The organism is Pontibacter locisalis, from assembly GCF_042684605.1.
GTDB lineage: Bacteria > Bacteroidota > Bacteroidia > Cytophagales > Hymenobacteraceae > Pontibacter > Pontibacter locisalis.
The window spans coordinates 116,833-131,188 of the sequence record NZ_JBHULU010000015.1 but is presented as its reverse complement, the minus strand read 5'-3'; the positions used below and the strand labels follow the sequence as shown (position 1 = coordinate 131,188).

13 protein-coding genes are annotated in these 14,356 nt (G+C 46.0%); 5 read left to right on the top strand and 8 right to left on the bottom strand.

Annotated features, from left to right (window positions below; all coding sequences use genetic code 11):
• The first annotated feature begins 98 nt into the window (after nt 1-98).
• A complete protein-coding gene (locus tag ACFSRY_RS10820; RefSeq protein WP_377506799.1) occupies nt 99-806 on the top strand; it encodes an SGNH/GDSL hydrolase family protein in 708 nt (235 codons plus the stop codon).
• Between the two features lie 99 nt (nt 807-905).
• Here ACFSRY_RS10820 and ACFSRY_RS10815 read toward each other — a convergent pair whose 3' ends face one another.
• From ACFSRY_RS10815 to ACFSRY_RS10795, 5 genes are all read right to left on the bottom strand, one after another.
• Nucleotides 906-1,106, bottom strand: coding sequence for a helix-turn-helix transcriptional regulator (locus ACFSRY_RS10815; protein ID WP_377506796.1), 201 nt, complete (start codon nt 1,104-1,106; stop codon nt 906-908).
• Nucleotides 1,103-1,570 (bottom strand): hypothetical protein, encoded by a 468-nt coding sequence (locus ACFSRY_RS10810; RefSeq protein WP_377506793.1) that lies wholly within the window; start codon nt 1,568-1,570, stop codon nt 1,103-1,105. The genes ACFSRY_RS10815 and ACFSRY_RS10810 overlap by 4 nt, the downstream gene beginning before the upstream one ends.
• A gap of 203 nt (nt 1,571-1,773) precedes the next feature.
• Nucleotides 1,774-3,408 carry a TonB-dependent receptor plug domain-containing protein gene (locus ACFSRY_RS10805; protein ID WP_377506790.1) on the bottom strand — a complete coding sequence of 545 codons (1,635 nt, stop codon included), beginning with the start codon at nt 3,406-3,408 and terminating at the stop codon, nt 1,774-1,776.
• A complete protein-coding gene (locus tag ACFSRY_RS10800; RefSeq protein WP_377506786.1) occupies nt 3,353-4,183 on the bottom strand; it encodes a TonB-dependent receptor in 831 nt (276 codons plus the stop codon). The genes ACFSRY_RS10805 and ACFSRY_RS10800 overlap by 56 nt, the downstream gene beginning before the upstream one ends.
• Nucleotides 4,184-4,194: 11 nt before the next feature.
• The gene (locus tag ACFSRY_RS10795; RefSeq protein ID WP_377506783.1) at nt 4,195-4,755 is read right to left on the bottom strand and encodes a PepSY domain-containing protein; all 561 of its coding nucleotides are present in this window, start codon (nt 4,753-4,755) and stop codon (nt 4,195-4,197) included.
• A gap of 207 nt (nt 4,756-4,962) precedes the next feature.
• On the opposite strand from ACFSRY_RS10795, the gene ACFSRY_RS10790 reads away from it, so the two are divergent.
• Both ACFSRY_RS10790 and ACFSRY_RS10785 read left to right on the top strand, forming a co-directional pair.
• Nucleotides 4,963-5,415 carry a hypothetical protein gene (locus tag ACFSRY_RS10790; RefSeq protein WP_377506780.1) on the top strand — a complete coding sequence of 151 codons (453 nt, stop codon included), beginning with the start codon at nt 4,963-4,965 and terminating at the stop codon, nt 5,413-5,415.
• A 115-nt stretch (nt 5,416-5,530) separates the two neighbouring features.
• On the top strand, nt 5,531-6,358 hold the full coding sequence (locus tag ACFSRY_RS10785) for a carboxypeptidase-like regulatory domain-containing protein (protein ID WP_377506777.1): 828 nt from the start codon (nt 5,531-5,533) through the stop codon (nt 6,356-6,358).
• 64 nt (nt 6,359-6,422) lie between these two features.
• Here the strand turns inward: ACFSRY_RS10785 and ACFSRY_RS10780 are convergent, their stop codons facing one another.
• The 3 genes from ACFSRY_RS10780 to ACFSRY_RS10770 all read right to left on the bottom strand — a co-directional run bounded on the left by ACFSRY_RS10780 (nt 6,423) and on the right by ACFSRY_RS10770 (nt 11,636).
• Nucleotides 6,423-9,626: a VPS10 domain-containing protein gene (locus tag ACFSRY_RS10780; protein WP_377506774.1), complete on the bottom strand. Its 3,204-nt coding sequence runs from the start codon at nt 9,624-9,626 to the stop codon at nt 6,423-6,425.
• Between the two features lie 280 nt (nt 9,627-9,906).
• On the bottom strand, nt 9,907-10,779 hold the full coding sequence (locus tag ACFSRY_RS10775; protein ID WP_377506771.1) for a dienelactone hydrolase family protein: 873 nt from the start codon (nt 10,777-10,779) through the stop codon (nt 9,907-9,909).
• Nucleotides 10,780-10,826: 47 nt separating this feature from the next.
• Entirely contained in the window at nt 10,827-11,636 is an 810-nt protein-coding gene (locus tag ACFSRY_RS10770) for an NYN domain-containing protein (protein ID WP_377506768.1), read from the bottom strand.
• Between the two features lie 253 nt (nt 11,637-11,889).
• Here ACFSRY_RS10770 and ACFSRY_RS10765 point away from each other — a divergent pair, with 253 nt between their 5' ends.
• The gene (locus ACFSRY_RS10765; RefSeq protein ID WP_377507972.1) at nt 11,890-12,864 is read left to right on the top strand and encodes a DUF1028 domain-containing protein; all 975 of its coding nucleotides are present in this window, start codon (nt 11,890-11,892) and stop codon (nt 12,862-12,864) included.
• A gap of 180 nt (nt 12,865-13,044) precedes the next feature.
• Nucleotides 13,045-14,356: M20/M25/M40 family metallo-hydrolase (locus ACFSRY_RS10760; RefSeq protein ID WP_377507969.1), on the top strand; the 1,312-nt coding region annotated here is incomplete at its 3' end.

Below are 14,356 nucleotides of genomic sequence, written 5' to 3'. Positions count from 1 at the left end.
TTTGTGTTAAAAGAAGTGCTTTCTGGTCCGATTCCTGCATAGGATAGTGCACAAGATTCCATTAACTCTGCAAAGAGTAAGTAACTAAAACAGACCATATGCAGCGATACTTATTTCTTATACTTTTACTTTTTTCTGTTGCTTTAAGTAGTTGTAAAGATGAAGGCCCATCTCCGGATGCAAGCCTTATGGGTGATTCGGATCATAAGTACAGTTACCTTGCGCTCGGGGATTCATATACCATCGGTGAAAGTGTACCAGCAGCAGATCGTTGGGGGGGGCAGCTTGCTGGTCTACTCCGTGAGGAAGGCATCGATGTAGGCGATCCGGCAACAATTGCCCGTACCGGCTGGACTACCTCCGAATTAGCTAAAGCCATTAAAGATGCTAACCCAAAGCCAGATTTTGATTTGGTTTCGCTATTGGTAGGAGTAAACAATCAATATAGAGGGCAAAGCATCAGTACCTTCCGAACAGAATTCCGTGACCTGTTACAGACATCTATTCGCTTAGCCAAGGACGACCCTGGTAACGTTATTGTTTTGTCTATCCCTGATTGGGGAGCAACACCTTATGGGCAAAGCCGTGATCAGGAGCGTATCTCCACAGAAATAGAAGCTTTCAATGCTGTTGCAAAAGACGAAGCACAGAAAGCAGGAGTTACTTTCATTAACATTACACCACTGTCTCGGGAAGCTTTAAATGATCCTTCCTATGTGGCTAATGATGGACTTCACTATTCTGGTAAGATGCACCTTGAATGGGCAAAGCTCGCACTTGCGCAAGCTAAAAAATCTATACAGTAATAGCTTTTCCTTCCTTTGATGCAGAGTTAGGCAAAAGTAAGACTGCCTGTAAAGCTGAAACTTAAAGCCATCTTTACAGGCAGTCTTTTTTACATTGTTTTAATCTTCACCATCCAGAGAAAATATATCCTCTACAGGCTTACCGAATACCCGTGCAATTTTTAGGGCCAGCACTGTAGAGGGTACATATTTGTTGGCCTCCATGGCGTTGATAGTTTGCCTGCTTACCCCAATCTTCTTGGCAAGATCCTCCTGGGTGAGGCTGTGGATAGCACGTTCTACTTTTATACTGTTCTTCATGCTACGGCTCTTGAGGTTTTGTAAAGTATAAAATTGAAGCGCACGAGGAAGATGAAGAGCAGCGTGAACATGTTGAAGACCATGATTTGGTAGAACCCAAGCCCATAGATGAAGAGGATGGAGAAGAGCAGGAATCCATAATTAATGTAAGTGGCCCACAGCAAAGACTCCAGCCTGATCTGCGCGATGTACTCATCTTCGTCCTTCTCTTTGGAAAAAGCAGCCAGCACTCCGCCAACTATGGCAGCAACTCCTATAATCTCATCAAAGACATTATTTTCTACCAGAGTCATTACTTTGCTAGCTTCAAATATTCCGCCATCATAAATAGCAAAAACGGTAGCATTCCATTCAAAGGGAGTGTAGTCGAAGAGTGTTACAAGCAGACCAAGTATAACGGCCGGTACGAAAAGAATCCACCCGATCAGCTTAAAACGGTGCGGAAAAAGGAAACGGTTTTTCATGGTTTTATTTTGTTGTATGTTCGATACAAATGTAAAGAATTTTTTACAATTGTAAAGCAAATTTTACATTATGTATGAAATGTTGTACCTTTAAGGTTCAGTTTGAAGTGTAAACTGTTATTTTTAAGGGGTAAAGGTGCTATTAAATAAAGTTTGCTAAATGAGAGGTTCTCGACAGCTGTCTCTTTTATTACACTGACTTCCTAAAAACTGCCCCTCAGGGTTAAGGTCAGATTCCGACCAGGTGCACTGATGCCGGATGCAAATACGCGGTAGTACCTGTCTGTAAAATTTTCCAGGCCTGCTTGGAGCTGCAGATGGGGAGTAAACTGAAAAGCAGCACGGAAATTCAGTGTGTACCAGGATGGCATGCCCTGGGGTGTAGCATATTGTAAGTTATCTTCCCCATTCGGGTTATAATCCTTCAGCGCCTTTGCTCCATTGTAAAGGGTAAAGAACTCTGCCCGAATACGTTTTAGCTGCAGGTTTAAACTTGTACGACCAAACAGTGGGGGCACATGATCTAATGGTATGTCACCCTCACCAGCCTTTATCCTGCCATAGGTGTAATTAAGGGATGAACTCAGGCTAAGGCTGTTGGTTATGTCGGCTTTCAGGCTGGCGCTGTAGCCGTAAAGGTAGGCTTTGCCTGCGTTTACATTGGCTGTTACCTGGCTTAGCTGCCCTTCATGCACAATTGAATCCTTCCCATTAAGTGTGAAGGGTTGCGTTGTGATGGCATCGCGGTACCAGGTGCGGTACCCAACCAGTTCCAGGTGTAGTCGCTCTTTTATGCTTTTAGAGGCGCTAACCTCCAGGTTGTAAGTATATTCAGGTTGCAGTTCCGGGTTGGGTACTATAACGTTTCCCGGTGATGAGTCGAATACTTTGCCCAAATCATCTATGTTCGGAGCCCGGAAGCCGGTGGAACCGAGAAAGGTAAATCGCCAGCCATTGCCGGGTAAAGCAACAAGGCCAACATTGCCTGATAAAGCATGGTTTCGTTGTTTCACTTCATCCTGTAGAAAAGGAAAAAAAGTTTTATCACTGAATTGTGCATCGAGCCCTGTAAAGGTATACCGTACCCCCTGATTCAGAACTAACCAGGTTTTAAGTTCCCAGGTATGGGTAAGGTAAGCAGCAGCACTGTGCATACTTGAACCCGCATCGGGATAGCGGGTGCTCCGGGGTCTTACGGAGCCAGTAAGAATATTAACTTCTTCAGCCTCTGAATCTACTATATTAAAGTTTGCCTCCACACCATACTGTAGGCGGTGCAACTTCAGGCTTTTCGTAAGATCTGCATTTACGCTGTACACCTGCACCAATTCTGTCTGATGAGACAAGAAACTTTTGCCGAAGCGACGGTTATGTCTGCTTTCTTTCAGTCTCTGATAAGCGGAAGTCAAACGGCTTTCATCGTAAAATGATCTTCTCCTGGAGTTTTCCCAAGTATAAGCGGCCATCAATCGCTCCTGCGGCCCATAGTGCCACTTAGCAAATTTGAGCTTATTTCCAGAGAATTCTGTCAGGCGATCGTAACGTGGAATATCAGAGCTGGTGCTTAACTGCAGGTTTAGTGTATGGCTCGTGTACTCGTTGGGCTTAAAAAGCACCTTCTGTAGCAAATCATATTGGGTATAGCCTGTGGGGCGTTGAATAACAGGTTTCGGGTTGAGAAGCATTGTGTCTTTCCCTGCGATTCTGGCTGCATAATAATTACGAAGCCCTAGATCTCCATAGGTGCTGTGCCGGTTGTCACCCTGGCGTAAATTGCCAAAATCAGAAACCGTAATCCCTGTCAGACTCCCCCACTTCCGGCGGCCATAGTTGAGCATGTATAGTTTTCTCGTCAGGGGCAGAGGCATAACGGGTAAAGGCGCTGCCTTGAACGAGTTGCTCATTGTCAGTGGTAGCTAATGCCGGCTTTAAGGTATGGAAATGCAACACACCCCCCAGGGCATCAGAACCATAAATAACAGAGCCCGGACCAAACACTATCTCAGCACGCTCCAGCATACTATTGTCTAGGGTGATGACATTCTGCAAATGCCCACCTCTGTAAATAGCGTTATTCATGCGTACCCCATCCACTACTAACAGCACTTTGTTGGCTTCGAAGCCACGTATGATAGGGCTACCGCCACCCAACTGACTTTTCTGTACAAGTACTTTTCCGCTTTGCTGTACCACGTCGGCAGTAGTAGGTTGGCTCATAAAGCTCAGCTCTTTTCTGGTAAGAACCTCTACTTGCTGTGGCACCAGCTTTTCCTGCTCGGTGAACCTCCCTACCGAGACAACCACTTCATTTAGGTTGTGACTTTGCTGCGAAAGGGCAACCTCAAAATTAAGGTCCGGAAGTTGTTTTGTTGAAATAGTGCGGGACTGGTAGCCAACATAATTAAACTTAAACTGCTGTGCGTTAATGATTAACTGACTTATGTCTGCTTCTCCTTTGGCATTAGTTTGCACAGAATTTTTACCCGGTAAAGAGGTAATAAGTACTCCTGGCAAAGGCTGTAGCGTAGTTTTATCAACTACTTTTATACTCTGTGCCTGCAGGAGCTGGAAAAGGAGTAGGAGCGGGAAGAGCAGCCCCAGTAACTTAAGCATATTTACCTCTGCTATTGATTTTTAAGCTTTCTGATTCTCCTTGGGAAGAACCAGAGTGTGAAACCGGTAAAGGAAAGTATAAGGAGCCCAATACCAAGGACATTCATGCTCACCAACTTGAATAAATCGCTGATGATGGAGCCATCGTGTATCTGCTCAATCCAGTCGGAATGTCGGCGGGCAACGGAAAGTACTTTGCCTGTGCTGCCATCTACCTGTACCTCCCAATAACCTTCAGTAAACAGAACTTTAACCATTCCTTTGTCGGGGCGGGCTTCAATCCGGTCTATGGGGTTGTTTGTTATGTTCTCCGCAGAATCCAGGCCAGCATAAGCGGCCTCAGCCAGGTCGGCCACAGAAACCCATTCTTTGAGATTGGTTGTTTTACCTTTTACTACCGGCGGTTGCAGTAGCTCCACATCCTTTTTCCAGCCAAGCAAGATGCCGGTCATGCTACTGATCAGCACAAACAAACCAATCACCAAGCCTGTATAGCGGTGGTACGTACGGTAATTACGTAGTGTACTGGCAAGGCCACTGACCTTATTCTTTATTCTTTTGCTGGTGTTCAAAGCTACTAACTGGATTCGGTTTATTTATCTGGATTGGATTAGCTGTACAATTTCTTACAATAAGGCCATAATTCCAATTCGAGGCAAAATAAGTAGGCAATCAGTAGGTATAACATAGAACAACAGGTTTTTTAGTAAGGCCATGCAACCGTTTTGCCATTTTAGGTCTCTTACAGGAAAAGAGAGCCATTAGTACAACCTAAAACTATGATTAACTATTTGTACCCTATGCTGCTAGTGCTTTTGCTCTGGCAGTGCAATGATAAAGACATCGAGCCACATAATAAGCAGGTAAACTTTGGAGAAACCTTCACCTTTAAGCAAGGTGAAGAGGTAGTAATAGTCGGAGAGGGAGAAGATTTGCTGCTGCAACTATACTCCATTAATGACTCCCGGTGCCCTACCGATGCGATTTGCGTCTGGTTAGGTAATGCCACAGTTATTTTAAAAGCATCAAACACCCAGGAAAAAGAGAAAGAACTGCAAATGTGCATTGGCGATTGCCGCCCGGAACCAGCACGTACTAAACACATCCTTTCTGCCATAGTAGGTGGTGTAGATTATAAAATAACATTGAAGGAAGTCTCTCCTTATCCTGCTTTGAAAGAGTCAAATCAGGTTAAACAGGTAAAGCTGGTTGTAGAAAGGGATTCCCAGTGATGTTTAAAGCTATGCAGCGGGTAATGCAGCTTTTTTACCAGATCATGATAATACTTCGCAAGGAGTAGCAGTTTAGTGACAATACCATCACCCTTTTTTACCTAACTTACAGGCTATGAAATTATTACTTATTGCTCTAATCAGCTTTTGCTCTTTCACCTTTGCAGAAGCACAGGACCTAACTTTAGCTGGAACAGTTACCAAGGGAGGTGATGGAGAGCCTTTGTCGTTTGTGAATATCGGAATCCGAAATAAGAATGTTGGAACTGCTTCTGACGAAAAAGGAAAATTCGTTTTTAAACTTTCAAAAGAGCATCTGCAAGATGTCCTTACCTTCTCAGCCATTGGCTACGAAGAACTATCTGTGCCGGTGCGCGAATTAGTAGAGTCGCAGCCACTAAAAGTAGTACTGAAAGAAAAGGTAACGGCACTGCAGGAGGTAGTTGTGAAAAGTAGAAAGATGAAAGTAAAGAAACTTGGCGTAACTGGTCGTCTACCTGTTGTGTGGGGAAATCCTGACGGTCGGGAGGGGAAGGACGTTTACGAGTTTGCTAATTTCGTAAACGTTAAGGAAAGACCCACGGAAGTACTTTCAGTTCACTTTTTTGTAGCTAGTACTAAGTTAGATTCAGCGCTCTTCCGGATTAATTTTTATAAGAATGAAAGTGGTTTGCCGGGTGATAGGATAGTAGAGAAAAGCATTATGCAAAAGCTGCCTGCAAAGAACGGATGGGTTAGTATAGACCTTAATAAATATGACATCTACCTGACGGAGGACTTCTTCTTTGGAATTGAGTATCTACCCGCCAAAGGAGCTGATCGCTTGGCAATAATGCTTGGCGGAAAACTTGGTGGAAGGGTTTACTCCCGGGAGGCAAGTCTAGGTGCTTGGGAAACATTTGCTGGTGCAAGCCTAACGGGTTATTTAACAGCACGACAATAAATAAATCATAAACTAAAAAGCCCCTACATTTAGCAGGGGCTTTTTAGTTTATGATTTGGAGGAGTTATTCTACAGATGAAGTCGGAGAAGCATCTGTCTTCTTCTCTTCTTTCTTCTTAATACTGATAAAGTCAACACCTTTCTGTTGAATCTGCTTGTTAAGCGCTGGTATTTCCTGCTCTTTTACCTGCTTTAACAGGTTAAGCTGCTCATCTATCTGTGCTGTAATTGCCTTCTTGAAAGCGTAAGCCTGATCAGTAGGTCGGAAATCGCCGGTACTTACCTGGCCCACAAGGTTAGCCAGTTTGTTGTTCAGGCGGATCGGGAAGTTGAGCGGGTCCTGTCCACTACGGTTCTTCGTCTGGTACAGCGTTTCCTCTATTTTTGTGATCTTCTTCTCGATAGCATTCGCTTGCTCTATTAAAGGCTTGTAATCTTCGTTGCCTTTCAGGTTACCTGTTAGGGTCTTTAACTGATTTCGCATTGTACGAATATCCTTAATAGCATCGTGCGTTTCTGTAAGCTTGTCACGTACTTCTATCAGGAATGTAAACTGCGCCTTTAGGTCTTCCGGATTCGCTTTTGTGCGTGGATCCTGCAGGATGGTGAAATCTTTTTCCTGGCTCTCCTTGTTCACCGTCAGCTTAGCCTTGTAGTTGCCTGGTATGGCTTTTGGACCTTGCATGCCACCACCCCAAAGTATCATTCCATCGAAGCGTGTTGCCTCCGGATAGCGCATGTCCCATACAAAACGATTCAATCCTTCCTTTACATCCAGCTTCTCGTTGCGCTCTTTAGCATTGCTGGCATAGGTGCGGATAAGCTTCCCATTCTGATCCATGATCTCCAGTTTTACCACAGTGGCAGAGTCTGGTTTTTGTGGCAGGTAATAATGCACCATCACACCCCCCGGGTGGTTCTGGCCAGCTGTTTTAGGTAATTCCCGGCTGCTGCCTCCATCCATCTTATAAGTTTCCATTGGTTTATAAAGATGGAACGTGCTCTTTGCAACGTCAGCATTCAGTTGGTGTAGTGGCGTAATATCATCTATCAACCAGAAGCTACGGCCTTGTGTGGCAGCGATCAGGTTATCGTTTTTAATGGTCAGGTCCGTAATTGGTACGATCGGCAGGTTTAACTGGAATGGTTGCCAGCTTTGCCCGTCGTTAAACGAAATATACATACCATATTCTGTACCGGCATATAACAATCCCGGGCGCTTCTGATCGGCACGCACCACACGGGTAAAATGATGATCAGGAATGCCACTGGTGATCTTCGTCCATGTCTTACCGTAATCTGTTGTCTTGTACAGGTATGGTCTGAAATCTCCTGATTTATACATCGTAGCGGCTACGTAGGCTCCTCCTTTGATGGTTGGGTGCGGATCAATGCTGTTGATCATGATCCACTCCGGCATGTTCTTCGGAGTTACGTTTGTCCAGTTTTTCCCACCGTCACGTGTAATGTGCAGCAAGCCATCATCAGAACCCGTCCAGATCACGCCTGGCTCCAGAGGAGACTCATTAATGGCGAAGATAGTGCCGTAGTATTCTACGCTGGTATTATCTTTTGTGATCGGTCCACCCGACGGGCCAAGTTTGGTAGAATCATTACGGGTTAAATCCGGGCTGATCGTCTCCCACGACTGCCCTTCGTTATAAGTAACATGAACGTGGTTAGAGGTGGTATAAAGCTTTTTAGGATCGTTTGGTGAGAACAGAATCGGGAAGTTCCATTGGAAGCGGTACTTCATCCCTTCTGCACCGTGTCCCATCGGGTTGTCCGGCCAAACATTAATGACACGCTCCTGGCCATTGGTATGATCTACTCTTGATAAGAAGCCACCATAGTTACCACCATACACTATTTCAGGATTTAGTGGGTTTACTGCCAGGTGCGCACTCTCTGAACCTGCTGTTGACTCCCAGTCATCCTCGGTAATGGCATAGCCTCCGGAGCGGTGTGAGATACGTACAGTTGAGTTGTCCTGCTGTGCCCCGTAAATCCGGTAAGGAAAATGATTGTCTGTCGTAACGCGGTAGAACTGACCTGTCGGCTGATTCTCATACGTGCTCCAGTTCATGCCCTGGTCATTGGTTATCTGTGCACCACCATCGTTGGCGATGATCATGCGTGTCGGATTGGCAGGATCAATCCACAAATCATGGTTATCGCTGTGCTGAGCGTAAGCACTTTCGAATGTTTTGCCGCCATCCTTGCTTCTGTGGTAGGCTACATTCAGTACATATACCACGTCCTCATCTTTCGGATCGGCATATACGCGGGTGTAGTACCAGGCACGCTGGCGCAGGTTACGATCGTCATTTACCCGCTTCCAGGTAAGGCCGCTATCGTCGGAGCGGAAAAGCCCTCCTTCTTCAGCCTCAACCATGGCATACACACGCTCTGGCTTTACCGGAGAAACGGCCACTCCAATTATACCTAAAGTACCTTTAGGCAACCCTTCATTTTTTGAGATCTCCTTCCATGTTTCCCCGCTGTCAGTGCTCTTCCAGATTCCTGAACCCGGACCACCAGAAAGCAGGCTATGAGGAGTACGACGGATATTCCAGGTGGTGGCATACAGGTTTCTAGGGTTAGACGGATCAATGATAAGATCAACGGCTCCGGCATCTTTGTTAGCAAATAATACCTTTTTCCATGTTTTACCGCCATCCATGCTTTTGAAAACCCCTCGCTCTTCGTTTGACTTATACAGGTCACCCATGGCAGCCACATACACAATATCAGGGTTCTGAGGGTGGATGCGGATACGGCCTATATGCTTAGAGTCTTTCAGCCCCATGTGGGTCCAGGTTTTTCCGGCATCTACCGATTTCCAGACGCCATGGCCAGACGAAACATTGCCACGTACTGTTTTCTCACCTTCACCTACATAAATTACATTTGGATCTGCCTCACTTACGGCCACAGCACCAATAGAACCTCCGAAATAGCCATCAGAAATATTCTCCCAGGTAGAACCGCCGTCAGTGGTTCGCCAGACACCGCCACCCACTGAGCCGAAATAATATAAATTAGGTTTGCCAGGCACGCCTGTTGCCGTAGCTGAGCGACCTCCACGGTACGGGCCAATAGAGCGCCAGGTAAGGCCATTGTATAGTTTCGCATCGAAAGGTGCAGCTGCTTCTTTTTGCCTGCTGCTGCGCGGCTTCTGCTTTTGTGCCATACTTTCCGGCGAGGCCACAGCCATAGCCAACAGCAAGCAGGCAACAGAGCCGGTTCTGCGTAGGGTTTTGTTCATGATAAGGTGATATGGGGTTAGTTTGAGGATAATTAGTTAGAAAAGTTTTGTGAAAAAAGCAAACAGGATCAGGTGAAAGCCTAGACTCCATACGTTCAGAAATAACATTGATGGTGTTTTGTCCTGTTTATTGTGGTTATTACACAAGATAGAGGCGAAATGGTTCCGCATCTAATCTGCTATGTCAAGGTCTCTTGCACAGAAAAGCCTGTCTTTCATAATTTGAAAGACAGGCTTTTCTGTGTCTTGTTCTGATTTCTTACTTGGCTTTGTTTTGTTTCTAATCCAAGTGCTCTCTAATAAAGTCCACAGCAATTTTATGCGCTTCCTCAGCAAATTCAGCCTTATACTTTGGGTTACTTGGGTTAGCAAAGGCATGGTCAGCATCATACATTTTTACGGTTAGCTTTTCGTCTGCTTTGTCCATGTTTTGCTTAAATTCCTCTACTACTTTTGGTGTTATCCATTTATCCTGACTGGCAAATATTCCCAGCACCGGTGCATCCAGTTTCTTGAGACGCTCCACGTTCTGCTCCGGCATGCCGTAGTACATCACTGCTGCTTCGGCTCTGTCTCCGGCCATAATAGCGGTTTGCAGTGACCACCCACCGCCAAAGCACCAGCCGATAGTGGCTATGTCTGCATCATCTCCAGCATACGCAAGGGCACCATTGATGATAGCTTTCGCCCTGTCTTCAGAAACAGATTGCATGTACTGGCTCGCTTGTTCCTGTGTAGTGGCCACCTTGCCATCGTATAGATCAAGGGCAATCACATTAACATTGCCAAGCTCCTGAGAGAGGCGCTGCGCTTCTTTTTTGATATAGTCGTTAAGTCCCCACCATTCATGGATTACAAATACATAATCGTCTGTTTTTTCCTTTGCTTTTATAAAGTAGGCGTTAGCTGTTTTGCCATCCGGGGTGCTGTAGTTAATCATACTGCCGGTCTGGTCCTGGAGACTAAAAGGCAGCGGATTCTCATGCTTTTCACGAAAGGCAGCATCACTACTAAGGGAGGCAAATTTGGCAGTTGCTTCAGTTGATTCAACAGCATCTTTAGCTGGCTTTGAGCAACACGACATTTTATTTTGTGCACTTGAACTCATGACAGTCAGCAGGCAAAGTGCCAGAGAAAAAAGTAGTGTTTTCATAGTATGAACAGAAGTTAGTTTCCATAACTTATACTAAACCTGCAGGTTTAAACTTTGTTTACCATCGGCTCCGGGGCTTTTTTCCGAGACCTGCTGCTGCGGCGTTTATCCTTGAGCTTGACATAGACGGCCGAAGGCCCTTTTTCATCTTCCTTCCGGATAGTAAATACGTCTTTGTACGCTTTGATCAACTGAAGTAGCTGTCCGTACCCAAAGGTTCTGGAGTCGAAGCTTGGATCCAGTTGCCTCAGGTTGGCTCCTATAGCACCTAAGTGCGCCCATCCATCTTCATCTGCCGCCATCACAAAGGCTTCTTTCAGGATTGGAAGTGGGTTGGGCTTCTGACCTCCTTTGCCATTCTCTGCACCTTTTCCAGCTTCTTCAATCTTACGCTCATCAATATCATCCGTCAGGTTCTCTGTGAAAATAAACACATTGCAGGCATTCACGAATGGCTTTGGCGTTTTCCGCTGTCCGATTCCCATTACAAATATGCCCGCTTCTCTTATTCTTGTAGCCAGACGGGTGTAATCACTGTCTGAAGACACAATGCAAAAGCCATCCACCAGCTCACTGTGCAGCAGATCCATGGCATCAATAATCAGGGCGCTGTCAGTAGCATTTTTACCAACAGTGTAACGGAACTGCTGTATGGGTTGTATGGCATGGTTGTTCAGGCATTCTTTCCAGCCATTCATTTGAGGAGTGGTCCAGTCGCCGTAAATGCGCCTGATGGTAGGTGGGCCATATTTGCCAGCCTCGGCTAACAATTTTACGATGAGGCTTGGTTGAGCATTATCTCCGTCTATGAGCATAGCCATGCGCGATGGCTTTTTGTCACGCGATATGTTTTTCATGTATTAAGGGTTATGAAGGCTACAGCATTGGTAGCCAATTTAGGTAGAGGTTTATTACATAGTTATACTGCTATTCTTAGAAGAGGTTATAGAAGGTGCCTGCTATCATACCTTAGTACAAAAAGCTATATTTGTTTTACCTACGTATTTAACTCTTCATCATGCCTCAAAAACCTGTAAAGCAGGTGTGGCAGTAGTAAATTATTTATAACGATTAACTCATATGAGCAACTTTAAACGCACACTAATAGCTATGGGAATATCTCTGATGGCCTCGATGGGCGCCGCTAAAGCACAGGTATTTAAAGCTGAGGAGCCGTTGGCTCACACTTATTCTATCGTAGCCCGCGATGCTAAAACAGGAGAGATGGCAGTAGGGGTACAAAGCCACTGGTTTTCGGTAGGTACTGCTGTGCCTTGGGTGGAGCCCGGTGTTGGCGTAGTAGCCACGCAGTCCTTTGTAAATAAATCTTTCGGTCCTAGAGGGTTGGCCCTACTTAAAGAAGGTAAAACTCCTGAAGAGGCGTTGGCTATTCTCTTGGCAGATGACGAAGCCCGTGAGGTGCGCCAGGTTTCCATACTTGATACGCAGGGACGTGTTGCGACACATACGGGCAAGCAGTGTATTCGCTATGCAGGCCACATTACAGGTAATAATTTTTCGGTTCAGGCAAACATGATGCTGAATGATAAAGTGTGGCCAGCTATGGCTAAGGCTTTTGAAAGAAGTGAAGGGCAACCTCTGGCAGAGCGTGTGCTTTTAGCTATGCAGGCAGGAGAGCAGGCTGGTGGTGACATCCGCGGTAAGCAATCAGCAGCACTGGTGGTGGTGAGAGGTAACAAAACAGACCAGCCCTGGGATGATAAAATAATTGATCTGCGAGTAGACGATCATGAGCAGCCTTTGGATGAACTGGCCAGGCTTCTGAAAGTACATCGTGCCTACGAACACATGAACCAGGGTGACATAGCAATCGAAAAAGGGCAGATGCAGAAAGCAATGGAGGAGTATGGTAAAGCAGAAGCTATGTTCCCCAATAACCTGGAGATGAAGTACTGGCATGCCATCGGTCTTGCCAACAGCGGACAAATAGAGGAAGCGACTAAGATCCTGCGCGAAGTATACCGCAAGGATGATAACTGGCGTGAACTTACAAGCCGCTTGCCAGAAGTAGGGCTGCTGAACGTGAGTAAGCAGAGCATGGAGAAGCTAATGAAGGTGAAGTAAGTAAATAGCATGTGTGGCACCGAAGAGGAGGTTTCTGTGTTGAAAATTCTATGTGCTGAACATTTTTTATTATATTCATGCACCTAAAAAACTACTAAACACTTTACTATTCAAATTGCTTATATGCTAACCACAAAAAGACTAAGAGGCTTTGTCTTGGCGGCGGCAACAGTAATTGCCATGCCCGCAGTAGCACAGCAAAATTATGCTACCGACTCTGCTACTATTAAAAAGTTCTATGATAATGCCCTTACCAGCTACGAAAGTTATGAGAACCTGCGGTATCTGACTAAGAAGATTGGTGCCCGCCTGAGCGGATCTCCCCAGGCCGCTGCCGCTGTAGAGTGGAGCAAGCAGGTAATGGAGGCGATGGACCTGGATACAGTTTACCTGCAGGAAGTAATGGTGCCATACTGGGTCCGTGGCGATAAAGAAGTAGGCCGCATCCTCAATTCTAAACTTGTAGGCACACATGATGTAAACATTGCGGCTTTAGGAGGCTCAGTGGGCACAGGTGAGAATGGCCTGAGTGCAGAAGTGGTAGAGGTGAAGAGCTTTGAGGAGCTTGAGAAACTGGGCAAGAAGAAGGTGAAGGGTAAAATTGTATTCTTTAACCGGCCTTTTGATAACACCCATGTTATTACCGGAGCAGCTTACGGAGGCGCAGTAGACCAGCGTGGCGGTGGTCCTTCGGCTGCGGCAAAATTAGGCGCTGTAGGTGTTGTTGTTCGGTCCATGACAAACGATATTCAGGATGTGCCGCATACAGGAGGTACGCGCTACGAAGAAGGAGTTGAGAAAATACCGGCTGCAGCAATCAGTACGAGAGGAGCTGAAACTCTAAGTAAACTGCTGGCAAACGACCCGAATCTGAAGTTTTACATGCGCATGACCAGTGAAACGCTGCCTGATGTGCTTTCTTATAATGTGATTGGTGAAATAAAAGGAAGCAAGTATCCGGATGAGATCATCGCAGTGGGCGGTCACCTGGATTCATGGGATATTGGCGAAGGAGCACACGATGATGGTACAGGCATTGTCCAGTCGATTGAAGTGCTGCGTCTCTTCAATGAGCTTGGAATCAAACCGGAAAGAACCATTCGTGCTGTGATGTTCATGAACGAAGAGAATGGTTTGCGCGGTGGCCGCAAGTATGCAGAATTAGCTAAGAAGAACAATGAAAACCACATAGCTGCCATTGAATCGGATGCAGGTGGCTTTACGCCTCGCGGCTTTGGTATTGATGGCACTGATGCTCAGTATGCTAAAGTGCTTACCTGGAAACCTCTCCTGGCGCCTTACGGTCTGCACGACCTGACCCGTGGTGGTGGCGGTGCTGACATCGGTCCATTGAAAGGACAAGGCAGTGTTGCGCTTATCGGCTTCCGTCCGGATTCTCAGCGTTATTTTGACTACCATCATACTGAGATCGATACATTTGAGCAGGTAAACCGACGTGAAATGCAGCTGGGTGCTGCCTCTATGGCTTCCC